Source organism: Heyndrickxia acidiproducens DSM 23148 (assembly GCF_000374345.1).
GTDB classification, from domain to species: Bacteria; Bacillota; Bacilli; order Bacillales; family Bacillaceae_C; genus Weizmannia; species Weizmannia acidiproducens.
Genome location: NZ_KB894009.1, coordinates 14,274 through 38,066, shown reverse-complemented (window position 1 = coordinate 38,066; position 23,793 = coordinate 14,274). Strand labels below are relative to the sequence as shown.

At 44.5% G+C, this 23,793-nt stretch carries 34 protein-coding genes; 15 read left to right on the top strand and 19 right to left on the bottom strand.

Annotated elements, in window-relative coordinates; all coding sequences use genetic code 11:
- The coding region (locus C232_RS20120; protein WP_211211494.1) for a hypothetical protein at positions 1–212 on the top strand (212 nt) is incomplete at its 5' end.
- 421 nt (positions 213–633) lie between these two features.
- On the opposite strand, the gene C232_RS20395 is transcribed toward C232_RS20120, so the two are convergent.
- Positions 634–762, bottom strand: a complete 129-nt coding sequence (locus tag C232_RS20395) for a hypothetical protein (RefSeq protein ID WP_018664542.1) — start codon at positions 760–762, stop codon at positions 634–636.
- A 160-nt stretch (positions 763–922) separates the two neighbouring features.
- On the opposite strand from C232_RS20395, the gene C232_RS20040 reads away from it, so the two are divergent.
- Both C232_RS20040 and C232_RS20035 read left to right on the top strand, forming a co-directional pair.
- Positions 923–1,066: a hypothetical protein gene (locus C232_RS20040; protein ID WP_018664541.1), complete on the top strand. Its 144-nt coding sequence runs from the start codon at positions 923–925 to the stop codon at positions 1,064–1,066.
- Positions 1,067–1,108: 42 nt separating this feature from the next.
- Entirely contained in the window at positions 1,109–1,264 is a 156-nt protein-coding gene (locus C232_RS20035; RefSeq protein ID WP_018664540.1) for a hypothetical protein, read from the top strand.
- A gap of 320 nt (positions 1,265–1,584) precedes the next feature.
- Here C232_RS20035 and C232_RS20030 read toward each other — a convergent pair whose 3' ends face one another.
- Positions 1,585–1,743 (bottom strand): hypothetical protein, encoded by a 159-nt coding sequence (locus C232_RS20030; RefSeq protein ID WP_018664538.1) that lies wholly within the window; start codon positions 1,741–1,743, stop codon positions 1,585–1,587.
- 20 nt (positions 1,744–1,763) lie between these two features.
- Positions 1,764–1,925 carry a hypothetical protein gene (locus C232_RS20025; RefSeq protein ID WP_018664537.1) on the bottom strand — a complete coding sequence of 54 codons (162 nt, stop codon included), beginning with the start codon at positions 1,923–1,925 and terminating at the stop codon, positions 1,764–1,766.
- Between the two features lie 204 nt (positions 1,926–2,129).
- On the opposite strand from C232_RS20025, the gene speD reads away from it, so the two are divergent.
- The 4 genes from speD to C232_RS0112640 all read left to right on the top strand — a co-directional run bounded on the left by speD (position 2,130) and on the right by C232_RS0112640 (position 4,804).
- Entirely contained in the window at positions 2,130–2,945 is an 816-nt protein-coding gene (gene speD / locus C232_RS0112655; protein WP_018664535.1) for an adenosylmethionine decarboxylase, read from the top strand.
- Between the two features lie 119 nt (positions 2,946–3,064).
- Positions 3,065–3,796: an alpha/beta hydrolase gene (locus C232_RS0112650; protein ID WP_018664534.1), complete on the top strand. Its 732-nt coding sequence runs from the start codon at positions 3,065–3,067 to the stop codon at positions 3,794–3,796.
- A 66-nt stretch (positions 3,797–3,862) separates the two neighbouring features.
- On the top strand, positions 3,863–4,375 hold the full coding sequence (locus tag C232_RS0112645; protein WP_018664533.1) for a 2'-5' RNA ligase family protein: 513 nt from the start codon (positions 3,863–3,865) through the stop codon (positions 4,373–4,375).
- A gap of 6 nt (positions 4,376–4,381) precedes the next feature.
- Positions 4,382–4,804 (top strand): GNAT family N-acetyltransferase, encoded by a 423-nt coding sequence (locus tag C232_RS0112640; protein WP_018664532.1) that lies wholly within the window; start codon positions 4,382–4,384, stop codon positions 4,802–4,804.
- Positions 4,805–6,583: 1,779 nt separating this feature from the next.
- On the opposite strand, the gene C232_RS0112635 is transcribed toward C232_RS0112640, so the two are convergent.
- The 9 genes from C232_RS0112635 to C232_RS0112595 all read right to left on the bottom strand — a co-directional run bounded on the left by C232_RS0112635 (position 6,584) and on the right by C232_RS0112595 (position 10,968).
- Positions 6,584–6,850 (bottom strand): hypothetical protein, encoded by a 267-nt coding sequence (locus C232_RS0112635; protein WP_018664531.1) that lies wholly within the window; start codon positions 6,848–6,850, stop codon positions 6,584–6,586.
- A 387-nt stretch (positions 6,851–7,237) separates the two neighbouring features.
- Positions 7,238–7,495 (bottom strand): sporulation-specific transcription regulator SpoVIF, encoded by a 258-nt coding sequence (gene spoVIF, locus C232_RS0112630; RefSeq protein WP_018664530.1) that lies wholly within the window; start codon positions 7,493–7,495, stop codon positions 7,238–7,240.
- Between the two features lie 181 nt (positions 7,496–7,676).
- A complete protein-coding gene (locus C232_RS19475) occupies positions 7,677–7,808 on the bottom strand; it encodes a YjcZ family sporulation protein (RefSeq protein WP_018664529.1) in 132 nt (43 codons plus the stop codon).
- Between the two features lie 82 nt (positions 7,809–7,890).
- Positions 7,891–8,247, bottom strand: a complete 357-nt coding sequence (gene spoVAE, locus C232_RS0112620) for a stage V sporulation protein AE (RefSeq protein ID WP_018664528.1) — start codon at positions 8,245–8,247, stop codon at positions 7,891–7,893.
- A 17-nt stretch (positions 8,248–8,264) separates the two neighbouring features.
- Positions 8,265–9,278 (bottom strand): stage V sporulation protein AD, encoded by a 1,014-nt coding sequence (spoVAD, locus tag C232_RS0112615; RefSeq protein ID WP_018664527.1) that lies wholly within the window; start codon positions 9,276–9,278, stop codon positions 8,265–8,267.
- Positions 9,278–9,748 (bottom strand): stage V sporulation protein AC, encoded by a 471-nt coding sequence (spoVAC, locus tag C232_RS0112610; protein WP_018664526.1) that lies wholly within the window; start codon positions 9,746–9,748, stop codon positions 9,278–9,280. Before spoVAC ends, spoVAD begins: the two co-directional genes overlap by 1 nt.
- A gap of 15 nt (positions 9,749–9,763) precedes the next feature.
- Positions 9,764–10,249 (bottom strand): hypothetical protein, encoded by a 486-nt coding sequence (locus C232_RS0112605; RefSeq protein ID WP_018664525.1) that lies wholly within the window; start codon positions 10,247–10,249, stop codon positions 9,764–9,766.
- Positions 10,250–10,416: 167 nt separating this feature from the next.
- On the bottom strand, positions 10,417–10,539 hold the full coding sequence (locus C232_RS20390; RefSeq protein ID WP_018664524.1) for a hypothetical protein: 123 nt from the start codon (positions 10,537–10,539) through the stop codon (positions 10,417–10,419).
- 72 nt (positions 10,540–10,611) lie between these two features.
- Complete coding sequence (locus C232_RS0112595; RefSeq protein WP_018664523.1) at positions 10,612–10,968, bottom strand: DUF1360 domain-containing protein; 357 nt, start codon at positions 10,966–10,968, stop codon at positions 10,612–10,614.
- A gap of 210 nt (positions 10,969–11,178) precedes the next feature.
- Between C232_RS0112595 and C232_RS0112585 the strand changes: the two genes are divergently transcribed.
- On the top strand, positions 11,179–11,625 hold the full coding sequence (locus C232_RS0112585; protein ID WP_018664522.1) for a CotY/CotZ family spore coat protein: 447 nt from the start codon (positions 11,179–11,181) through the stop codon (positions 11,623–11,625).
- 54 nt (positions 11,626–11,679) lie between these two features.
- Here the strand turns inward: C232_RS0112585 and C232_RS0112580 are convergent, their stop codons facing one another.
- Positions 11,680–12,345, bottom strand: a complete 666-nt coding sequence (locus C232_RS0112580; protein WP_018664521.1) for a CotO family spore coat protein — start codon at positions 12,343–12,345, stop codon at positions 11,680–11,682.
- 305 nt (positions 12,346–12,650) lie between these two features.
- Here C232_RS0112580 and C232_RS0112570 point away from each other — a divergent pair, with 305 nt between their 5' ends.
- Positions 12,651–13,340 carry a hypothetical protein gene (locus C232_RS0112570; protein WP_018664519.1) on the top strand — a complete coding sequence of 230 codons (690 nt, stop codon included), beginning with the start codon at positions 12,651–12,653 and terminating at the stop codon, positions 13,338–13,340.
- 82 nt (positions 13,341–13,422) lie between these two features.
- Here C232_RS0112570 and fabI read toward each other — a convergent pair whose 3' ends face one another.
- The gene (gene fabI, locus C232_RS0112565; RefSeq protein WP_018664518.1) at positions 13,423–14,202 is read right to left on the bottom strand and encodes an enoyl-ACP reductase FabI; all 780 of its coding nucleotides are present in this window, start codon (positions 14,200–14,202) and stop codon (positions 13,423–13,425) included.
- Positions 14,203–14,299: 97 nt separating this feature from the next.
- Positions 14,300–16,141, bottom strand: a complete 1,842-nt coding sequence (locus C232_RS0112560) for a monovalent cation:proton antiporter family protein (RefSeq protein ID WP_018664517.1) — start codon at positions 16,139–16,141, stop codon at positions 14,300–14,302.
- A 107-nt stretch (positions 16,142–16,248) separates the two neighbouring features.
- On the opposite strand from C232_RS0112560, the gene prpE reads away from it, so the two are divergent.
- Positions 16,249–16,986 (top strand): bis(5'-nucleosyl)-tetraphosphatase PrpE, encoded by a 738-nt coding sequence (gene prpE, locus C232_RS0112555; protein WP_018664516.1) that lies wholly within the window; start codon positions 16,249–16,251, stop codon positions 16,984–16,986.
- A gap of 514 nt (positions 16,987–17,500) precedes the next feature.
- Here the strand turns inward: prpE and C232_RS0112540 are convergent.
- From C232_RS0112540 to C232_RS0112525, 4 genes are read right to left on the bottom strand one after another with little or no spacing between them, the layout of a single operon-like run.
- Positions 17,501–18,370 (bottom strand): RluA family pseudouridine synthase, encoded by an 870-nt coding sequence (locus tag C232_RS0112540; protein WP_018664513.1) that lies wholly within the window; start codon positions 18,368–18,370, stop codon positions 17,501–17,503.
- Between the two features lie 8 nt (positions 18,371–18,378).
- Positions 18,379–19,179 (bottom strand): NAD kinase, encoded by an 801-nt coding sequence (locus C232_RS0112535; protein WP_018664512.1) that lies wholly within the window; start codon positions 19,177–19,179, stop codon positions 18,379–18,381.
- A gap of 54 nt (positions 19,180–19,233) precedes the next feature.
- Entirely contained in the window at positions 19,234–19,878 is a 645-nt protein-coding gene (gene yjbM, locus C232_RS0112530) for a GTP diphosphokinase (protein ID WP_018664511.1), read from the bottom strand.
- Positions 19,879–19,884: 6 nt separating this feature from the next.
- Positions 19,885–20,283 (bottom strand): UPF0738 family protein, encoded by a 399-nt coding sequence (locus tag C232_RS0112525; protein WP_018664510.1) that lies wholly within the window; start codon positions 20,281–20,283, stop codon positions 19,885–19,887.
- Between the two features lie 177 nt (positions 20,284–20,460).
- Here C232_RS0112525 and C232_RS0112520 point away from each other — a divergent pair, with 177 nt between their 5' ends.
- The 5 genes from C232_RS0112520 to C232_RS0112495 all read left to right on the top strand — a co-directional run bounded on the left by C232_RS0112520 (position 20,461) and on the right by C232_RS0112495 (position 23,774).
- Positions 20,461–21,084: a CYTH domain-containing protein gene (locus C232_RS0112520; RefSeq protein ID WP_018664509.1), complete on the top strand. Its 624-nt coding sequence runs from the start codon at positions 20,461–20,463 to the stop codon at positions 21,082–21,084.
- Positions 21,085–21,099: 15 nt separating this feature from the next.
- The gene (locus C232_RS20470) at positions 21,100–21,786 is read left to right on the top strand and encodes a lytic transglycosylase domain-containing protein (RefSeq protein WP_018664508.1); all 687 of its coding nucleotides are present in this window, start codon (positions 21,100–21,102) and stop codon (positions 21,784–21,786) included.
- Between the two features lie 202 nt (positions 21,787–21,988).
- Positions 21,989–22,390 carry a globin domain-containing protein gene (locus tag C232_RS0112510; protein ID WP_018664507.1) on the top strand — a complete coding sequence of 134 codons (402 nt, stop codon included), beginning with the start codon at positions 21,989–21,991 and terminating at the stop codon, positions 22,388–22,390.
- A gap of 17 nt (positions 22,391–22,407) precedes the next feature.
- Positions 22,408–23,244, top strand: coding sequence for a ClpXP adapter SpxH family protein (locus C232_RS0112505; protein ID WP_211211495.1), 837 nt, complete (start codon positions 22,408–22,410; stop codon positions 23,242–23,244).
- A 326-nt stretch (positions 23,245–23,570) separates the two neighbouring features.
- Positions 23,571–23,774, top strand: coding sequence for a hypothetical protein (locus tag C232_RS0112495; RefSeq protein WP_018664504.1), 204 nt, complete (start codon positions 23,571–23,573; stop codon positions 23,772–23,774).
- Positions 23,775–23,793 lie beyond the last annotated feature (19 nt).

Sequence of the window (23,793 nt, the reverse complement as noted above, 5' to 3'; positions counted from 1 at the left end):
TGGAAGCTAAAAATAAGTTCAACCAACAAATGGCTTCCAGTTTTCGGACGCCTCTACTATGCCTTTTTCTAATCAGGCATGAACCAGTACCAATACATTGCCGTAAAACTTGCAAAAAAATGGAAGTGGCAAGTTTATTTGTTGTGCCTGGAAAATCACCTGAACAGCTTTTTCAAAGATTGAAAACAAGAAAACTACTGTTTAACAAATAATCAGTCACTTACCGGAAGGCTGCACAATGAAATCTACCTATTAATGCCGCAAATTAGGTTTTTGTCACGGATTCAGGAATTATAGAAGCTTTAGGTCAAACATTGGCAGAAAGCTTTCTGCTTACAGATGAAAAAATTCAGGACTTTTTGGATTGCTTTATCAACAAATTGCCGAGCTTTTTACAAAAGCCACTACTAAAATCGGAAGCAGCATGATAATAAAAGCATGGCGATTCCTTTTGTATCAAGGGATTATGCTCATTATTCAAGTCCGAAACTTGAGATTATAACATGTTGAATCAAACGTTTTCGTAATAAATGGATGACAAGAATCCTGAAAATTAACCCGCATCCCTTTCCACGGTAAAACCATTACAGACCGAAACGGAAAAAGCGGTTTTCTGTAATAGAAAACCGCTTTTCACTCTTCCGGTTCATCTTCAAAAAATCCTTCGTCGCCTTCTTCCTCCCAGGCATCCTCTTCCATGTCATCATCCCAGACTTCCTCATCATATCTCAATTTCAGCAGGTTGAAAAAACGTTGAAACAATGGTGGCTGCCTCCTCTTTCGGTTTTCACCTTTTTCTATATTTATTTTTGTCATAAGGGGCAGGCATTATACACGGGCGGTTTGCTGCCGGTAAGATCTGCATAAATTGCCGGGGCTGGGAGATAATAAAAACAGTACAGGTTAAAAGGAGCAAAAAAGAATGGAAACATGGTTTTATCATCATGTCGTGAACACGCTGTATTTTGTACTGTTTATGTTTTTCGTGCCCGTCGGGATTACCGCGCTGCTTTGCTACCCGGAGATCAAGAATTATTTCCAAACCAGAAAACAGCAGCAATCCTGAAACCCGGTCCGGGAGCTGATTTCAATCAAGAAAGGAGAAAAAATGAAACGCGAAGATGAGCAAGTATCCGCAGGGTTAAATGAATTGTTTGAAATCATCAATGCAAAAGGGGACACCGGAGAACTGAAAAGTATCATCCAAAATTACCAATCAGATTCTCCCCAGGATAAAGACGGAAAAAAAGAAACAAAAGGCTAAACATCATTCATTCACAAAAAAACGACATTTCTCATCAAAAACTCATTTTCTTTTCATGTTTTTTTAGGATTGTTTCTTTAATATAAGAACCGTAGCTTGAAACAAGTTACAAAACCCTATACCAACTAGACAACCCCCCTTTTTATTGTCTAGCAATCCCCCCCTATAAAAACCGGTTTATTCCGGTTTTTATTTTTTTGCGTGTTTGAAATACATAATGAAGCGGGGGAAATTGGGCGGCCGTTAAATTCCCGGGCCACCTTTTAATTACGATCCATTTTTCTGCCATATTTTTCTGCCATATATTGTAAGAAAATGAATTACTCTGTATCCTGTACCAGCACATAACGGTCTGCAACTGTCTTGCGGGAGACCATATTTCCTGTTCCGAGAAAAACACTTTCGTCCTGGATCGCTACCACCATGGCTGTTGTATCATGCTTTTTTTCTTTATAAATCTGCCCGACTTTTATATCCATTTATATGACCCCCTTCACTGTTATTTTTTCGTTCGGTTTTTTTGCTGATCTTCGATGATTTTGTTTCTTTCGCCGCCGTCGGAAAGTTCTTCGATACTGAATTCTATTTCATCGCTTTGTGCTGTCAGCAAGTCGGCCGCATTTTGTTGATTGTTCGGCGCTGCCTGTTCGTTCCATTTCATCTGTAACGTCCTCCTTCAATAAAGTGCAATTATCTCTCGAATCCTTTCTGTTTCGGGTGAACATCCTTTTTTTGCATCTATATTTTGCCGCGATTTTTTCAAAACATGCAAAAAGCAAAATGGAAGATTCCTTTGGGCGCCAGCTTTGTTTATTCTCCCTGCATACGGGTAAACTATTTCCAAACAAAAAAGGGGCAGCGGAATATGGAACATTCAGCAAATGAACGGATTAAACTCCACGGTTTTAATAACCTGACTAAGTCATTAAGTTTTAATATGTATGACATTTGCTATACGGAAACAAAAAAAGAACGGGAAGCTTACATAGAATACATTGATGAACAGTATAATGCGGAACGGCTCACCGATATTTTGAACAATGTTTCCAATTTGATCGGCGCGCATGTCCTCAACATTGCCAAACAGGATTATGTTCCCCAAGGGGCAAGCGTTACCCTGCTGATTTCGGAAGGCCCGGTTGTTGAAGTCCCGGAAGCACAGCTCGACGAATCGCCGGGGCCGCTGCCGGAATCGGTCGTCATGCAGCTGGATAAAAGCCATATTACAGTCCATACCTACCCGGAATATCATCCGAACGAAGGAATCAGCACATTCCGGGCCGACATTGATGTGTCCACTTGCGGAGAAATTTCGCCGCTGAAAGCTTTGCATTACCTGATCCATTCATTTGATACCGATATTATGACAATTGATTACCGGGTCCGCGGCTTTACACGCGATATCCACGGGAAAAAGCTGTTTATCGACCACGATATCAATTCGATTCAAAATTATATTCCGGATAACATGAAAGAGCTGTACGATATGATAGACGTAAATGTTTACCAGGAGCATATTTTCCATACAAAATGTAAATTAAAGAAATTTGACCTCAACAATTATTTATTTGGCCATACAAAAGAAGAACTCTCGCCGGAACAAACCAGGCAGATCACCGCCCGTCTGAAAACAGAAATGGATGAAATCTTTTACGGGAAAAATATTACCGTTGATGAATAGCACACTCAATGCGGTCCGCTTATGAAAGCAGGGCCGCATTTTTTTGAGAAACAGCATTGTAGTAGATGTTTTTTTCAAGAATTGCTAAACTGTTTTTACAAGCGATTGGGGGTTAGGAAATGGAAGTTGAAAGAAGCACCATCAAAGATCTTGCATTTGAAAGCCATGAACTCGGGGAAACGCTGAATATGTGGGTTTACCTGCCGCCCCATTATTCCGAGCTTTACAAATATTCATTGTGTATTACCCAGGACGGCAAGGACTATTTCCAATTAGGCCGGGTTGCCCGGTTCGCCGATGAGCTGCTGCACGATCAAAAAATTGAAAACCTGATCATCGTCGGCATTCCATATGCCAATATCAAGGACAGGCGCAGAAAATACCATCCGGACGGCGAACAGAACGCAGCCTATATCCGGTTTTTGGCCCATGAACTTGTGCCTTTTTTGGACCAAACATTCCCAACTTATCAAGTGGGGGCAGGGCGTACGTTAATGGGAGATTCTTTGGCAGCAACTGTTTCATTGATGGCCGCGGTGCAGTATCCGCATACATTTGGCAAGGTGATTCTGCAGTCCCCGCTAGTTAATGGCAAAGTCCTGGAAGCGGTCAGGCGGCATCCGGATCCGCAGCTTTTGCAAGTTTACCATATTGTCGGCAGCAAAGAAACGGAAGTCAAAACAACCGATGGCCGGGTCCAGGACTTTATTACACCGAACCGGATGCTGCATGAAATTTTTCTTGAAAAAGGGTTCCCTGTACATTATGAGGAATTTGACGGCGGCCATTCGTGGAAATACTGGCAGAAGGAATTAAAAAAGGCACTTCTGTATCATTTTAAAAATAATTAATTTTTTATGAATTTTTATGATAAAATTGGATATTGACAGGATAAAATCGTAAGGGAGGTTGCTTTAATGAAATATGCTTTGGTTATTTTCCCATCCAAAAAGCTTCAGGACATTGTCAATTCCTACCGCAAGCGCTATGATCCGCTTTATGCGCTGATCCCTCCGCATATCACACTCAAATCGGCTTTTGAAGCATCGGAACAGCAGGCAGAAGAACTGACAGTACAGTTGAAAAAGATTGCAGAAAGATACGAGCCTTTTTTGCTGGAAGTGACGAAAGTAAAATCTTTTGAACCCGTCAGCAACACGATCTATTTTAAAGTGGAACCGGTTCCTGAACTGGAAGGGCTGTTTGTTGACTTTAAAAATGAACTGCCGGGGGACCCCCCGGAATATCCTTTTGTGCCGCATATTACAATTGGGCAGAAATTATCAAAAGAAGAACATGCCGATATATACCGGCAGCTTGAAATGGTCGGGATTGAACATGAAGAAGTAATCAATCGTTTTCACCTGATTTATGAACTGGATAACGGCATTTGGACCGTTTATGAAACATTTCATCTCGGAAAGGACTAAGACTACATGTACGTAAAGATCGCAGGGAATGAAAAAGAAATGGAAGATGCCTACAATATCCGGAAAACTGTGTTTGTAAAGGAGCAACGGGTGCCGCTAGAAGAAGAAATTGACGAATTTGAAAACGACTGTACCCATTTCGTATTGTATGACGGCGAGGATCCTGCCGGCGCCGGAAGATTCCGTATTGCCGGCGGGGCAGGAAAAGTGGAGCGGATCTGCATCCTCTCCCGTTACCGCGGCAAGGGAGCGGGAAGAATCCTGATGCTTGCGATTGAAGATTTTGCGCAAAAACAAGGCGTTTCCCATTTAAAATTAAATGCACAGGTCCACGCCATCCCTTTTTATGAAAAACTCGGATACACGATCACATCCGGAGAATTTCTCGACGCCGGCATCCCGCACAAAGCAATGGAAAAATCAATATAACAGCAGCTTGCTCATTCAGTTCAAACACATGAAAGTCATATTAGAATGTCTTTTTATTTGTAATGGCGTTCATCACGGGCATGAACTTCACCTTGATTGTGTTTTTACTTGCGATAGCGTTCATCGCGGGCATGAACGTCACTTTGGCACAATTTTCTTGCCGAGATAGCGTTCATACGAGGGATGAACGCTATTTTGAATGTCTTTCTTACTTGAGATGGCGTTCATCGGGCTTATGAACGATACTTTGACCCGATTTTCTTGCCATGATGTCGTTCATCGGGCTTATGAACGACACTTTGGCCTAGTTTTCTTACCGAGATGGCGTTCATCGGGCTTATGAAAGCCATTTGGGTCTGATTTTCTTACCGAAATGGCGTTCATCGGGCCTATGAACGACACTTGGGTCTGATTTTCTTGCCGAGATGGCGTTCATCAGGCTTATGAAAGCCATTTGGGTCTGATTTTCTTGCCGGGATAGCGTTCATCGGGCCTATGAACGACACTTGGGTCTGATTTTCTTGCCGAGATAGCGTTCATTTAGGGCATGAACAACATCTTGATTGTGTTTTTTTCTTGCGATAGTGTTCATCGAGGGCATGAACACCACTTTGGCCTCATTTTTTTATTGAAATGGCGTTCATCAGGCTTATGAAAGCCATTTGGGTCTGATTTTCTTGCCGAGATAGCGTTCATTTAGGGCATGAACAACATCTTGATTGTGTTTTTTACTTGCGATAGTGTTCATCAGGCCTATGAAAGCCATTTGGGTCTGGTTTTCTTGCCGAGATGGTCTTCATCGGCCCCGTTTGGTGAAATAGCGTTAAGACACAATTCTTCTTTTCAAGACAAATTTTTCAATGATATGTCCGGTAATGCCTCCCAACGCTCCTAAAACCAGTCCATTTATAACTAGACTACGTAAAAAAGATAAAAATAGAACACCATCTAAAAAGTGATGATGCCAATAGACCCCAAAATTCATCCCGACTACCGATCCGATACAGAATCCTGTCAAATACGTTTCTTTCGGTACTCTTTTTCCTTTCTGCCAGCAATTTATGATAATGGCTTTATTATAGGCTTGCCAAATCGAAAAAAATAAACAGACGGGTAAAACAATCCCCAGTCATAAGCAATAACATCATGTGATTTTTTGATGTCTCCATGAAAAGTATGCAAAATAGCTAAATTTAAGTGGGATAATATATTAGAAATTATTTCAAGTAATAAAAGTGTCACACCAAAAATATATTGACCGTTATAAAATTGACCGAAACCACACATTGTAACAGACCATAATAAAGCTGCAACAGGTGATTTATATTCTTCGTTTTTTTAATTCTCAAACTGAACTATTCCTTTTAACGTGTTTAAGTTTATTATAATTATTCCCACAAGATATTTAATAATACGTAAACTTCCCTTAATGGCTTCATTGCCGCAATAAAATCAATGTAGGCAGGCATTCGCCCGGCAGTTTAAATCAAGGCATTTTCATTACCACTGTTTCGAAATTTAACCTCAATAGGCCTCGGGTATGAGAGGCATTTTATATAAAATGAACTTAAGTTATTACATCAAGACCTAGCGTCAATTTGCATAATTACTACTTTTTACAGCAGGCAACAGAGTAGCAATGTTTCGTTCATTTTATATAGAACCTTTTTTTACATGAAATGGCTTTTACCGGACTTATAGACACTTGCATTAAATAAAAAAAGGCCAAAAAACCTGCCGGGAGCATTTGTTTTCATCATCTCTGGCAGGCTTTCTTGTTTAAATGCGGATATCAACTTTTTGGCCAAGTCCGGTGAAGCGGGCCATGGCTTTGATCCGGTCCGGTTTCATGAACGGCGGCGAAAGTGCCGGCGTCTTTGCTGAATGATATACGGTTTCGACAGTCTTCTGGAAATTTTTGTGGTTGACCGGCGCGGTTTTTGAAACCCGTCCGGCTGCTTTTACTTGTGCACGGCGGATTGCCAGTTCATCGTAGATTTGGTATTGTTTAGATTGAACATTTGATATTGGAGCGATATATCCCATTACGACCACTCCTTCAGATGAAAAAGTCTTATCGTAATCTTTATACCATTCTGCCTATATTTTAAACCATATATGCCGGTCATGCACCTTTTACGGCCCCTCCGCTTTTCTTGTCCGGCTGCGGCTCCTATCGGCTAGCGGATTTCCAGGCCCCCTCCCTCCGATAAGTCAACATCGGTTCGTCCCTCACCGTGTTTCCTATATCTCAGTCGCAGTCCTTGAAATCCGTACGCCGATGGACAGTGACCTCCGCTTTTCATCTGTCCAGCTGCGGGCGTTATCGGCTCAGGGTCAACTGTTCTGGTCTCATTGAAGTCAAAGGGCGGACTTCACTGAGGCCGGCTCAGTTGCCTGTCGCCGATGGGCAAGCGCCCTCCGCCTTTCTTCTTATTTCCCGTTGTTCATCATTTTTGAGATGGTGTTGAAGTCGAGTTTTTTGCCGTCCTGGACAATGGATTGGACGATTTTGTTTTCCAAGTCTTTTGGTACTTTTTTATTGGCAATTTGCGAGACGCGCTGGATAATGCCGCGCACCGTTTTTTCATCCTTAAAATTGGCATTTTGCAGGGAGTTTGCCAATGAAAATACGTCATTCATGTTTACGCCGGTCTTTTTTTCGACATTTTTAAAGAATTGATTATCCATCCTTCTTTCGCTCCTCTCATTAAGCTGTTCTATCATATGAAAAGCGCACTCAGATGGTGAAGGATTCAGTCTTGGGGAAAAAGGGGATTTTTTTACCGGAAATCGTGCTCCGCCCGAATAGCTGGATTCACACGGCCGGACAACTAAAAAAGATGGGAAACAAATTCCCATCTTGTATAGCTTAGCAAAAACTTGCACCGACAATAATGAGCAGGATGAATAAAACGACAATTAATACAAATGTGCTGCCGCCGTATCCGCCGCCATATCCGCCGCCATATCCGCAGCCGCCGCCGTAACCATATCCAAACATGTTCTTCACCTCACTTCATGTATTACACTATACATTATGTAAGGGCCGGACATTTTGTATAGGCAGATGCGGATTGGCACAATTATCCTTTTGGTTTAAAAACAAGGGCGCCGATAAAGCCAAAAATAATGGCTGCCGAGATTCCGGAAGAGGTTACTTCAAACATCCCGGTCAAGACACCGACAAGGCCATGCCTTTGCACTTCCTGCATGGCGCCCGTTGCCAGCGAGTTGCCGAAGCTTGTGATAGGAATTGTAGCACCGGCGCCTGCAAAATTAATCAGCGGTTCATAGAGGCCGAAACCGGAAAGAATGGCACCGGAAGTGACCAGAACGCTCATCGTATGCCCGGGCGATAACTTAGCGACATCAAAGAGCAGCTGCCCGATCACACAAATACAGCCGCCGATGACAAAAGCCCAAAAAAACATAGCTAACATGTGAGATCAATCCTTTCTCAAATATATTCAATCGAGCAGGCATGCGCGATACACGGAATCGTTTCCCGCTGCTGGAAAGAAAGCGGCGAAAGCAGTGCGCCGGTTGCAACAAGCAGGATCCTTTTATAACGCCCTTTTTTCATTTCATTTAACAAATGCCCGTACAACACCACCGCTGAACAGCCCGGACCGCTTGCCCCGGCCTGGACGGGCTGGCTTTCATGATAAATCAGCAGGCCGCAATCCTGAAATTGTTCTGCGCGAATATCAAGCTGTCTTTGTTTAAACATATCAAGTGCGATTGAGCGCCCGATCCTTGCCAGGTCGCCGGTGATGATTAAGTCGTAATGTGAGGGATCAAGCTTGAGATCCTGCAGATGCCTTTCGATCGTATCAACGGCGGCCGGTGCCATCGCCCCGCCCATATTAAACGGATCTGAAATCCCAAGGTCCATGACTTTTCCGATTGTTGCCGATGTGATGCGCGGCTGCGGTGCAGCATCTTCTGCAGCGCCAATAACTGCAAATCCCGCTCCGGTTACGGTCCACTGGGCTGTCGGGGGCTTTTGGCCGCCATATTCCGTCGGGTAGCGGAATTGCTTCTCGGCAGTTGCGTTATGGCTGGAAGCGCCGGCAAGCACTTTTTCAGCGCCATGGTGGTTCACAATATATGCCGCAAGCGCCAGGCTTTCCGTTGAGGTTGCACAGGCACTGAACATCCCTAAGTAAGGAATTCCACTGGTTCTGGCAGCAAAACTTGTCGGTGTAATTTGATTGATTAAATCGCCGGCAAGAAAAAATTGAATATCTGATTCCTGCAGGTTTTTCTTATTCAAAGCGATTTGCACGGCTTCTTCGATTAATTTCTGCTGGGCTTTCTCATAAGTAGACTGGCCGAGCCACAAGTCTTCGAAAAAATGGTCAAAATCGTCCGCAAGCCTGCCCTTTTTCTCGAACGGGCCCCCGACCACTCCTGTTGATAAGATCGCAGGCTGATTGGAAAAAACCCAGGTTTGTGATTTTCCAGGCATTATTTTCCCCCCCACATCAACAAAATCGTACGGATTAACACGACAACAAAAGCGGAAAATACCCCAAACAGAATCACCGTGCCGGCAAGCTTAAACATATTTCCGCCGACACCCAGTACATAGCCTTCTGTGCGGTGCTCAATCGCTGCCGATACAACGGAATTTCCGAATCCTGTGACCGGAACCGCGCTTCCGGCACCGCCATACTGGCCGATCCGGTCATAGATCCCGAAGCCGGTGAACAGCATCGACAAAAATACCATCGTTGCCGTAGTCGGGTTGCCTGCCGTTTTTTCCGTAAAGTTAAACATGTAGATATAAAAGTAAGTCAGGGCTTGTCCGACTAAACAGATGCAGCCGCCCACCCAAAAAGCGCGGATACAGTTTTTGAAAACCGGTCTTTTCAGTTCATGCTTTTTTTCCAGTTTATCGTATTTGATTTGTTCCGGTGTTTTATTTTTGCTGGACATGTCCCCACCCTTTTCTTATGTTAATTCCTTTTTAAGCTGGATAATTTTCTTGAAACGCTTGATTGCCTGTTTTTTGGAAACTTTATGTTTTTCCATGTCTTCCTGCAGGCGAACCGTTTCCAGAAAAATTTTATAATCGCTGGATACAATAAATTTTTGGCGCGGATAGCGTTTTTCCAGGGAAGCGGTTAAATCCTTCTCAATTTTTCCCATTCTGAAACGGTGAAGATGTCTGACCTTGTAAGCGATCAGTGTTTGCTGCGGGCCTTCAATGATGGCAACATCGTAAATGCTGTCAAAATGGAGGACATCGTTTCGTAATTGCCCAGAAATCCTTTCCCGGGCTGGACGGTTGCTTAATTGGACCGGCGCAGGCCGGGTTTCTTTCATCAGCGCCAACTTACTGTCTTTGTGCTCCGGCCCGTTAAAATTACAGCCGGATACAAAGATGAACTGGATCATCATTCCTAACAAAATAAGTCTAATTCCGTTTTTTTTCATACTCATCCCTCTGCACTCTCATCGTTATCTGTCTTATTTTTCACCGAAAGCGGGGATTTATGAACAGGCCGGATTAGAAAATGTTAACAATTGCTCCCTTTGGCAAATAGATTAAAGCACCAGGGAACATCCTTGGTGCTTTAGAAAGAATCCTATCGTGTCGGTTCTTAACGTGTCTTTTTGCCGCCGCATCCGCATCCGCCTTTTTTGATTTTTTTGCCGTTCTTTTGGTTTGCGGATTGGACGGATTTGGGAAGGACCGGTACTTTCATGTATGGCCTGTTGTTCATCTGACTACCACCCTTTCCTGCAGGATTGCCTGGTCTCTTTCATTTTATGCTGAAAAAAAAGTGTTGTTCACGCTATTTGTCCATAATGCGCGCCAGTATCGTTTCTATAAAGCTTGAAAGCCCGGCGATGGCCAATATGATGATGACAGGGAACCCTGCTTGTGGAAAGTACTGCCATAATATATAAATAACCGCTGCAGACCAAATCCCTGTGCACCAGTAACAGCTTAATAATTCACCGACCCACCTTCTTAAGCCTTTTCCCTTCAAGATGATATATTCCTCTTCCGTACCATCAGGAGAAATTTCCGTCACTTCCTCATGAAAAGGTTTGCGCAAAAATGCCGTGATCTTATCGTAGACAATTAACCGGGTCAGCCTGAAGCTTGCCAGCACTAGCAAAATAAAATCGAGCCACAATGAAACCATCCAATGCCTCCTTATGATCATGATCAAACACGCAAGCATTTCTTTTTCATGGATGACCGGGCAAATGCTGATCGGGTGCCTGCGCGGGTATATACGCAGGTTGTTTGCCTATTTTTGCAAAAACGCGGGGACATTCGTAACAAAATGGGATTGCAGGCAATATTCTATAGTGTAATGAAACCAAAATATAGTGAAGGAGTTGAATAAAGAATGAGCAGTAAATCCTATGATAACCACTCCCACGCTTGCGTTTGCGACGTCGTACACTTTATCAACGATATCCAAGACGCTGCAGTTGAAGACAGCAGCTGTCCGACCAACTGCCTGAATCCTGTGCTGGGAGGGAACAAGGGACATCATTCGCATGTGAATACACGTCCATTCATTCTATATACAAAAGATGGTAAACCTTTTGAACCAGTATACAAAAATGACTACTTTGAAAGTTGTGATGACTTTTGCGAGGAATCCAAATTTTTAAGAGTAGAGAATGTTGATGGATGCTGCGCTGTCGTCCGCGTTTTAAAATGTGCATGTGATGATGATCATGGCGACCACTCAAGAGTACGTTTCGAAGCAACCGATACTTGCATTACCGTTGATTTAACCTTCTTTAGTGCAATCCAATGCCTTGAAGACACTTTTGTCAGCCTATAATTTCAGGGTAAAGTCGATAAGTTGCCGCTTATCGACTTTTTTACCGGCTGGCTGTTAATAAACCAATAATTTTATATCCATTATTTCGTCTACGCCGAGCCAAACCGTTTCCATTGAAGTAAAAGGCATGATGGATAATTGGTCTTGTACAAGCTCAAGTACAATCGCCCGATAGGCTGTACCATTCGTTTGAATCATCACAGGAATTTCCGGAAGAAATCCCGGCTTATGAATTAAAAAACCGATTTTTTCGGGAATGGTCATTTCTTTGAACCGTTTTCTGGCGGCAGGATGTATGATTTCTTCTTCCATTTCGCGGCCAATTTTGCCTGTGCCATCCATTTCTTCCAGCTCTGTTTCTGCCGGTTCCGGTTGAGCGTTCTCTTCTGCCGGTTCTCTTTCTGCCGATTCTATCACCAGGTTCCTCTCCGATTCGGCAGCCTGTTCTTGTCCTGCTTCTTTTGCAGCCGCAATTTTTTCATCCGGCAGCACCATTTCTTCATGGAAGGCTTCATCCTGGGGGATCGGTTTATCCTCTTCAGCAAGTTGAATTTCTGTTGTATCGTCAGTTTCGCCATCAGCTTTTTCATCTCTGCCAATATGCTTTTTTTCATCCAGCACATTTCTGTACATGTTCTGCATATTTACTGCGAGCGGATAATTTTTGGGCTGGATGATATAAAGTAGCGGCTTTTGGCTGCTGTACTGATTTCCCTTCATATTTAAAAGGTCCCTCCTCCTGATTTCTAACTCGCTTTATAACTATGCGCGGAAATGAGAAATGTGCCTATTTTTGGAGGGCTGTAAAAGGGGTACGTGTTTTATGAATATTTTTATTTTATCTTATGTATGGAAAGTACAACCTGTATCCGCAGTTTCAACAGGATGGACTGCACATTTTTCTTTTTTTGCATCTGTCTTGCCGCAACCGTACTGAAAATGTGTTTTTATACTCTATGATTTGCCTATTCCAAAGATAGACCAATTGAGTAGTATATATTACCAAAACGAAAGGAGGCATTTAAATGTCAAAATCTTATTATGACTCATATGAATCAAAAGACAGCTGCCGCCGCAAATCACATAAACATCATCAAAATGACGACGAACAAGGGCTTCTTGCGGAATTTGATGTCGATCAATCGCCATCCGTACCGGTACCGACGACAGGAGTCTTTAACATGGCAAGTGCCATTGCGGAAGTGGATGTAAAAGTCGACGATTATGATGACCGCGTTTCATTACTGGCAACTGTCGAGTGGTCGCCAACAGACCTGCCGCTGGGTGTAACACTTGCAGCATTAATTACGGCCATTACAGGTGCAGCAGCGGGTATCGTCATTCCGTTAACCATCCCGGCAACCTTCAGGATCTGGAGAAGAAGTTCTTCCGGTACGACACTCATCTCTCAGAAAACGGACGAAAGCGGCATTTCCGGGATTGCAATCCTCACTGGAGGACTCGTTACCCTGCTTTTTGAAAACGTGACAACTACAATTCACGCTGTTGATACAGATCCTTCAAAAGGTGAAAATGAATACTTCTTAACCATTGATCTCGGTACTTTTGCTCCGGGTACAACGATTCCGGGAGTTGCACCTACACTGCTTGGAACCATTACACTGACGCCTCAAAATGTGGTCAGCTACACCTTCTCAGCTGCAGAAATTGAAGACAATCAAAACCATAAGAAATATAAAGATGATAAATACTAATCCTTTCCCGGGTTTCTGCATGCAGATAAGGTAAAAGCCAAGATGGTGAACCATCTTGGCTTTTTCTCATTTAAACTGCCTATTACCCCATGACATGATAACCGGCATCGACATGAATGTTTTCGCCGGTAATCGCACGCGATAAATCGCTGAACAAAAACAGCGCGGTATCGCCGACTTCGCGGGTATCAACGCCGCGATGGAGCGGTGCCTTTTCTTCCATGACTTTTAAGATGCCGTTAAAGCCGCTGACGCCTTTTGCCGACAAAGTACGGATCGGTCCCGCTGAGATAGCATTCACACGGATATTTTGCTTGCCGAGATCATATGCCAGGTATTTGACACTTGCCTGCAGGGACGCTTTTGCCACACCCATAATATTGTAATTTTCCATCACGCGTTCGCCGCCAAGATATGTGAGGGTCACGATGCTGCCCCCGTTTGGCATCAGTTCCAGTTCTTTTACGGCCTTTGCAATCGCTGATAAGGAGTAAGCACTGATATTATGGGCAAGCAGAAAACCTTCGCGGGTTACATTGGTGTAATCGCCTTTTAATTCTTCTTTTTTCGCAAATGCAATACAGTGGGCAATCCCGCTGATTGAGCCAACCTCCTGTTTGATGATTTGGAAACAGGACCGGATGTCTTCATCGCTTTCCACATTGCATTGAAGAAACATCGAATCTTTCCCGTTTAAAGTCGCTGCGAGTTCACGGATACTTTTTTCATTCCGTTCCATTGCGTATGTAAAAATGATCCGTGCGCCTGCTGCATCAAGCGATTGGGCAATTCCCCAGGCGATGCTGCGTTTGTTTGCGACCCCCATCACAACATATGTTTTTCCTTCTAAAGACAAATTCATCTCATTAACTCCTTTTTTTAACATTTAATACGTGTTTTTAGTACCTAGTACCAATTTTACATGAAGTTTCCAGTTTTGCAAAGCGCGGATGCTGCCTTTAATACGCTATTTGCTGCCGCAGTTCTTCGACATAGGTTTCAGATCCTGTAACAATTAAACGGTCGTTCACATGAAGTTCGGTATCGCCATGCGGGACAATCGAGTCTTTGCCGCGGAAAATCCGGACAAAAATCACATCTCCGGTAAATGGAAAATGCCTTAAACGTATGCCTTCAAATTTGCGGTTTTGCATCTGGATTTCATGCAGGGAACTATCCTTATCGGTTAAGAACTTCCATAAATTTGGCGACTCAATTAAAGCCCGCAGCAATGCTTTTGTCGATAACAATGTCGAGAAGTCTTCAATATTGGCAGCCTTTATTTCCTCCGCAATTTCCGGGGATTCAATCCGGGCAATCACCCGCTTGGCACCATGCTCTTTTGCCCACCTGGCGAGCGCAGCATTCAACGCTTCGTTTCCTGTCATAAACATGAGAATGTCTGCTTCAAGCACTCCCGCTTTTTCAAGTGTTTCCTTCTCATAGTCTTCCACTTCGTTTATATTGAAAACAGAATCATGATGTTGGTCCTCTTTGTCCAATGTCGTATGGATTAAAACCGGTTCATATTGGGATGGTTCCAGTTCCAGGCTTAACGGCATCGTCCATTGGTTGGCCCCGATAAATACAACCTTCTTCTTCCGTTCCTGGTGCTCATCCTGCGGCAAGAATTTCCGGAACAGAATCGGCGTAATGATACAGGTCAAAACAGCCACCAAAATAAAAGTACCGCTCATTTCCGAACTGATGGCGCCCATCCGCTCAGCAATTTTTGCCGCCGCAATCACAAGCGATAAAGTGGAGGTCAGCAAAAAAGCGGAGGCGAGAACGGTTTTTGTGTCATACCATTTTTTCAGCCACAGCATCGGGATCCATTTTGATACGAAAAAGGCGAGCATAAACAGCGGAATAGCCAAAAGCAGTTTTGGATTGCCGAAAAGTGACCAGATATTTAATTCCACCCCAACCATCACAAAGAAGATTGGAATGAAAAAGCCGTAACCGAATGAGTCCAGTTTTGTGACCATTTCCTGATTCGGCGACAGCAATGAAACAAGCGCCCCTGCCAGAAACGCCCCCAAAATATTTTCGGCGCCGACTGATTCAGATAAAGCAACGAGGATAATAATGAGCGCGAAGATTGCCCGTGTGCCGAGCTGAACCGTGCCTGCGGAAAGTGTTTCATAAAACGGCCGGTTTTTTAAAATCCGGGCAGCGGCGTAAAGCACCATCCCGGCTGCCAGTAAAATCAGCAGCAGCCACATCTTCCCGCCACCCTCGCTTGACATCGAGACAAAGGCTGCAAGTAAAACCATCGTTGCCAAGTCGGCAATCACGGCGATCAGCAAAATGATCTGGCCGATCTCCGACTTCATCAAGCGCGCATCTTTCAAGGTCGGGACAACAACACCAAGGGAAATCGTTGAGATGATTAATGTCATGAGAAAGAGGTTATCAATCAGTCCGCTTCGTACGAAAAGATAGGAAAGCCCGATGGAAAGAATGAAGATGCCTGCAAAAATGGCCAAGGCGGTTTTCAGCCGGTTTGGCACTTTTTTCCCGTTTGGGCGGGTTGTGGCATTTTTTGATGTTGAAAACGCGGTAAAATCAATTTCAAGCCCGCTTAAAAACATTAAGAAGATAAAGCCGAGTGTCGATAATGTATTCAGCCACATATCTTTTTCAATCAGATCGAAGCCGCTTTTTCCGATAATAAGGCCCATCAGAATTTCCCCGACGACAACCGGAATAAAATGAAGTTTTAGACGGTGCAGCAAAACCGGGGTGATAAATGCCGCAACCATTACGATGACAAGTGAAAATAATGAACTTGATTCCAAAAGCAAGTCCCCCTTTTTTTGAAATAATGTACATGATTTTTGGGAAAAAGTAAAATCATACGGGTTTTTTCATATAAAGGTGAGAAAACAATGAAGGAGAAAAAACAATGCAAATTGATATGATTGGCGATATTCACGGCTGTATGGATGAACTAAAAGAACTGACAGAAAAGCTGGGGTATGATTGGGAGAAAGGCATGCCTGTCCACCCGGGAAAGCGGATGCTTGGATTCGTCGGGGATCTGACTGACCGCGGGCCAAAATCCCTGCAAGTGGCCGATACGGTTTGGAGACTTTGGAAAAAAGGACTTGCCACCTATGTACCCGGCAATCACTGCAATAAACTGTACCGTTATTTTTTGGGCAGAAATGTGCAGCAAACGCACGGGCTGGAAACAACAGTAGCCGAACTAAAAGCATGTCCACCAAAAGAGCAGCAGCGGCACCGCCGCCAATTTATCGAGCTTTATGAAAAATCCCCGCTTTATCAGGTGCTGGATAGCGGCAAACTGGTCATTGTCCATGCCGGCATCAAACGCAAAAATATTGGGCGCATGAACAAAGCCATTCAAACTTTTGCCCTCTACGGTGACATTACCGGAGAGAAGAACCCTGACGGAACACCTGTGCGCCGCGACTGGGCAAAGGCAGACATGGGCGATGGCTGGATTGTTTACGGCCACACACCTGTAAAAGAGCCGCGTTTTGCCGGTCATACCGTAAATATTGATACCGGCTGCGTATTTGGCGGCAAACTCACAGCGCTGCGCTATCCTGATATCGAAACCGTATCGGTCCCCTCGTCCATGCCGTTCGTGGAAGAAAAATTCAGGACATTTGATTAAGATTCATGCACGTTCTTGAATTCCCAGAAATGAACGACTTTCCATGCGAAAAATTTGAGACTAATGTCCTTATGGGGTTGATGAACGTCATTTCAGCAAAAATATTCATGCCTAATGACGTTCATCGGGCTTATGAACGTCATTTCAGCAAAAATATTTATACCTAATGTCCTTCATCGGGCTTATGAACATCATTTCAGCAAAAATATTTATACCTAATGTCCTTCATCGGGCTTATGAACGACTTTCCGCCCCAAAAATTCGGCCCTATCGTCCTTCATCTGGTCGATGAACGTCATTTCGACTAAAAATTTCATGCCTAATGTCCTTCATCGGGCTTATGAACGTCATTTCAGCAAAAATATTCATGCCTAATGTCCTTCATCGAGCTTATGAACGTCATTTCGCCCCAAAAATTCGGCCCCATCGTCCTTCATCTGGCCGATGAACGACTTTCCACCAATAAAATTCATGCCTAATGTCCTTCATCATCGTGATGAAGGTTTTCCCTTTGTCACAAAAACGGAACCTCGGAATGAAAATGCATGCCCTGATGCGAAATCGGGTGTTCAAAATGCAGCCCGCTGCAATGCAAAGCTTGCCTTGAATAAAGTTCCGTGCTGCCCCCATACAAATCATCCCCGGCTAGAGGGTGCCCGATATGCGACAAATGGACGCGGATCTGGTGGGTACGCCCGGTATCCAGCCAAAGTTTGACATGGGCAAAGTCCGGGAATTGGCGGATCACCTCATAATGGGTACGGGCAAATTGGCCGTCTGCACGGACTTCCCGCTCAATAATGCTGGTGTCTTTTCGCCCGATTGGCGCTTCAATCACGCCGCTTTTTTCTGCAAAGATGCCTTCTGCAAATGCTTCATATACGCGGTGGATGAGCCGTTTTTGCTGCATCCGGCTGCATAAAAAATGGACATAGCTGTTTTTCGCGACGAGGACAAGCCCTGATGTATTGCGGTCAAGGCGCGTGACAATATGGATCGCGGATTCAGTACCGGACTCCTGATAATAGCCCATGATCGCATTGGCAAGGCTGCCTGACGGGTGTTCCCGCGATGGAATTGTATTCATAAAAGCCGGTTTATTGACAACCATCAAGCTCCCATCCTCATATATGCGTTCAAACGGGATGTGATCCGGCTGCAAAGAAGGGCTTGGGATTTCTTTTGGAAACACAATCTCGACCACATCCCCTGCCTGCAGACGGTAGCGGACATTTTCTTCGCTGCCGTTTACGCGGATGCGGCCGCCGCGGAATTTGATAGCGGCCAGCGCGCGTTTGGAAATTCGCTTTTCTTTTAAAAATGCTTTCAGTTCCCGGCTCGTATCCTGCGTTCCGATCTGCCAGGTTAAAGTAAACTGGGCCATATTTCCACCTAATCCGAATCTGAAATAAAAGAATCATGGACCCTTTTCCAAAACGGAAACGGCCTGAAGCGGGCGAAACGGATTTTTTGTTTCGCCACCCGGTACTGGATTGATTTGACTTCCTTATGAAGAAGGGTTAAATGATCGACCGTGACGAGAAAGTCCTTCTGCCGCACCGGTTTTAAAACGCATGTATGGTGCGCCGGCAAAATCAGCGGAGAACCGATTGTCCGGAATACCCTGTTGTTGATTGAAGCCATTTCCGTCAATTGGATCGACTGCAGCGAGGGATGGACAATTGCTCCTCCCAGTGCCTTATTATATGCCGTACTCCCGGACGGGGTGGCCAGGCAGAGCCCGTCGCCGCGAAAGCGTTCAAAATGTTCGCCGCGGATTTCGACGTCCATCACAAATGTCCCGTCGACACATTTAACGGTTGACTCGTTCAGCGCGAGATATCTTGTTTCAATACCGCCGTGTTCATATGAGATGGTTGCTTCCAGAAGCGGATATTCAACCGTCTGAAACGTTTGATGGGCAATCGCGTCGGCCAATTCTTCAATTTCATCCGGGACCCAGTCAGCATAAAAGCCAAGATGCCCGGTATGGACGCCGACAAATGCAGTCTTATCGAGCCTTGAACTGTAGCGGTGGAATGCATATAAAAGCGTCCCGTCGCCGCCGACTGAGATCACGATATCCGGCTGTTCCTCATTGTACGTTAGCCCGTAGTCCTGCAAATAGGTACGGATTTGGTGCATCCAAATGTTTGATTCCGTATTTCCTTTTGAAGTAACTGCAAATTTCACCTGACTCACCTTCCCCCGATTTGAGTAGAAAACCCAGCCAAAACCAAATAAAGCTCACTGCTTTTTCTGGTCAGCTTTTTCCTTGTTTTTTGTAAAAAATACTTGGGCTTCCTGGATTTCTTCACGGATTTCCGACATTTCCTCATCCAGGCGGAAAGCAGCCTCCGCCGCCCGTTTCAGCCGCAAATTGATTTCTTCCGGGAACTGGCCTTTATACTTATAATTTAAGGAATGCTCAATGGTGGCCCAGAAGTTCATGGCCAAAGTGCGGATCTGAATTTCCGCTAAAATTTTCTTTTCACCGCGGATCGTCTCTACCGGATACTCAATAATGACATGATAAGAACGGTAGCCGCTCGGTTTTTTATTCGTGATATAGTCCTTTTCTTCGATAATCCGGAAATCATTCCGCTTCCGGAGCAGTTCAACCACTGTCTTAATATCATCGACAAACTGGCACATCATTCTGACCCCGGCAATGTCCTGCATTTCCGTTTCCAGGTGATCAAGCGGAATGCCTTTGAGTGCAGCCTTTTCCAATATACTTGCAATCGGCTTCACACGCCCTGTTACAAATTCGATCGGTGTATGGGTATGCTCTTTTTCAAATTGGGCACGCATGCCTTTAAATTTGACTTTTAATTCATCAACGGCCTGTTTATATGGTGTTAGAAACTCTTTCCAGCTTATGATCGCCATCTGTTGTCACCCCTTTGTTCCCCGCTCCATTGTAAAAACAGATGCCACTTTTTCCAGCATATTTTTCCCATAGTTGCTGTTATCCTGCATATTATCAAGCAAATAATCAAGTTCTTCATGAAACTGCAATAGTTCCAATCTTTCTTCTCCGGAAACAGCAAATACCTTTTTTCGTGTCTGGATAGCCGTGTGAATATCTTCCCAGACTGCCACAGGTAAATACAAATATGTATAGTCATCTTCTCCGGATGCTTCGGCCAGGTAAATGAACGCACAGGCATCAGAATCCACAATCATTTGCCCTGCTGCATGTAAGTTGTGCAAAGAAACGGCAGGATCACAGCTGTAAAGTTCAAGCGCTTCTTCCAGCAATTTTGACCGGTCCAGTTCAATTTTCTTTCGCAAATGCCTCTCCCCCTGCTGATTACACTCACTTTTTCCCCGCCGGGCTGCCGCAGCCGCTTAAAGGGAAAAAACTGTATGCTGCTCCATTTTATTTTACCATAATCCGCCCTGGAATAGACACTTTCACCATGTTCTTCCCTTTAGTATAATAAAGGTTGGACGAAGGAGGCCTGAAGAATGAGCAAAGAATTGGAGATTGAATTAAAAAATATGGTCACAAAAGAGCATTTCACCCGGCTGCAGGCAGCATTCGCTATCCGCCCGGAAGATTTCCAGGAACAGGAGAACCTTTATTTCGATACGCCTGATTTTGCATTAAAAGCCCTGCAGTCCGCGCTTCGTATCCGGAAGAAACAAGGCAGCTTCCAATTGACACTCAAAACGCCGGAAACAGAAGGCCTGCTGGAAACAAGCCAGCTGCTGGATGCTGAGGATGTGCAAAACATGGTGGAAAAGCGTGCCTTTCCGGATGGCGAAGTGAAAAAGCGCCTGAACGCAGCAGGCATTTCATGCAGCAGCCTGGCGTACTTTGGCACGCTCACAACGAAACGGGCGGAAATCAGTTACAAGGGCGGTCTGCTCGTTTTTGACCATAATTTTTATTTAAATAAGGAAGATTATGAGATAGAATATGAAGTAAGTTCACTGGAAACCGGCATCCGTATTTTCAAAGCGTTATTGAAGCAATATGGGATTCCGTTTTTGCCGGCCAAAAATAAAGTCCGCCGTTTTTATGAAGCAAAGATTGGAAAATCCCAGGATCAGGCGCCGGAACCGGGTAAAACGTATGATCATGAATAGGGAGCGTATAAAACCATGACATCGATCAGCCAGTTAAAATCATTATTGGAACTGCAGGCACTGCAATCCCTTTCCCTGCATTCAACTTCAACAGCGGATTCCTCAAGCCCGGCTGCAACAGGCAGCAGCACATCGTTATTCCGGGAAATGCTTTCGGTGCTGCTTGAAGAGGCCGTTGATCGTAAAACAGCAAGTGAACCAGTAAACCAGTCTTCCCTTTTTCCGCCGGAGAAAACGAACATGAGCCAAAACAGTATGCATTTATCAAACCAGCTGCAGCACGTAACCGATAAAAGTGGTTCGGCAAATGGGAAAAATGCTTCAGGTTCAACCGGTTTGGGTGCCATTATTTCCCGGGCCGCGAACCAATACGCTGTGCCGGAAAACTTAATTAAAGCGGTGATCCAGCAGGAATCCGGCTTTCATCCGGATGCAGCCAGTCCTGCAGGGGCTCAGGGCTTAATGCAGCTGATGCCGGCAACTGCCGCAAGCCTCGGCGTTACGGATGCATTTGATCCTGCCCAAAATGTGGACGGAGGGACAAAATATCTGAAATCCCTGCTGAACAAATATGGCGGCAACACAGAACTCGCACTGGCTGCTTACAATGCCGGCAGCGCGAATGTGGATCGTTACGGAGGCATCCCGCCATTTAAAGAAACGCAAAATTATGTCCACTCGATTATGAAAAATTTAAGTTAACCGGAAAAACACCGTTTCCATGAACGGTGTTTTTTCTGTTCCGCCCGTGGCGCTAAAAGCGGATTGTTTGAGTTATAGGCATCTGCTTGTTAAAATAAACGTAAATATTATTAACAAAGCAGACAAGACTATGGATAGATGAGCCCTTCTCTTGCGTTAGCAATATTAGAAAGATGAATATCAAAAAAGGAGCAGTTATTCTATGGTGGAAAAGAAAACTGTACCGTTTGACGTGATCGGGAGGGAAAAACTCGATCAACTCGTCGATGCCTTTTATTCCCGGGTTGCGAAACATCCGGATTTGTTCCCGATTTTCCCGGATGATCTAACCGAAACGGCCAGGAAACAAAAACAGTTTCTTACACAATTTTTAGGAGGCCCGGCGCTTTATACGGAAGAACACGGCCATCCGATGCTGCGGGCTCGGCATCTGCCCCATAAAGTGACACCCAAGCGTGCCAAAGCATGGCTGTCCTGTATGAGCAGTGCGATGGATGAAGTCGGCTTAAGCGGTGAAATCCGCGATTTCTTTTTCTCAAGGCTTGTTTTGACTGCGCAGCATATGGTAAATTCGCCGGATGATTTTTCAGGTGAAGAAAATTGAAAAATATTTTTGAACTAATGAGTAAAACTGATTGTTTAAATAAAAAGCCATTGGAAATTTACGTGTTTATCGATCCGCTTTGCCCTGAATGCTGGGCGCTGGAACCGGTATTAAAAAAACTGCGCCTCGAATACGGCACCTACTTCAGATTCAGGCACGTGCTGATCGGGAAGCTCACCAGTTTAAATGTGAACCGGAAACGCCGGGTCGCAATGGCTGATTACTGGGAGAAAACAGCGAGCCGGACAGGGATGTCCTGTGACGGCAGCCTGTGGATCGAAAATCCGATTACTTCCCCGTATATTGTCTCGATTGCCATTAAGGCAGCCGAACTTCAGGGAAAAAAACTTGGATTGCGCTTTCTGCGGAAAGTCCAGGAAGTCGTGTTTCTTGAAAAACAAAATATTTCTAATCTCAGTATTCTGATGGAGTGTGCGGAAAAAGCGTCACTGGATGTCGATGAGTTTTTGCATGATATCCATTCTGACAGTGCGGCAAAGGCTTTTCAATGTGATCTGAAAATTACAGCTGAAATGGAAGTCAACGAGAGCCCTTCCCTTGTTTTCTTTAATGAAAATATCGAGGATGAGGGCTTGAAAATCACCGGCCTCTATTCGTATGACATTTATGTCCAGGTGCTTCAGGAAATGCTGGGCAAACGGCCGGAACCAATGCCGCTGCCGCCATTGGAACAATTTTTAAAGTTTTTCGGACTCGTGGCATCTAAAGAAATCTCAGTTGTGTACGATATGCCGATGAATGAAGTGGAAAAAGAACTGAAAAAATTGGTGCTCCAGCAAAAAGTGCAGAAAATTATCGGCAAGCATGGTTCATTTTGGAAATGTATTGATTAACCTCCTACGCAGTGGTCAGCGGGAGGTTTTTTATTTTGCTTTTTTACAAACGAAAAAGGCCTTGCAAGCTGCAAGGCCTTTTTCAACACGAACAAAGGGGATGGGAGAAATTTTTCACGGTCAAACAAAGGGGTATATGTTTGCTTGTGATCAACTTCACGTATATAATATAACATCGAAAACTGTCGAAAGCAAGCTAAATGTAAAATTGTTCACATATTCGTCAAAAATGATATGATTTTCAGGTATGGCAGCCATATTTTCATCTTCACGTTCATAAAATGGCATCAGTCCACCCGTCCAATCCATAAAGGGGGTTTTCACAGATGCAGAAATTGAAACTGCCGCTTTTGGTTACCGCTATCCTGATTTTGTTCTGCGTAAATTTGTTCGGGCTGATGAAAATGCTCCCGCTCATCATCACAGCCCCGCTTCTTTTTGCGGCGATTACAGCCCTTCTCGTTTACGTTAACGGCCGGAACAGGTTCCGGGGCTTCAGGCCTCCGTCTGCACGGCGCCATCATTTTTAAAAGCCGGCACCACGGTTTG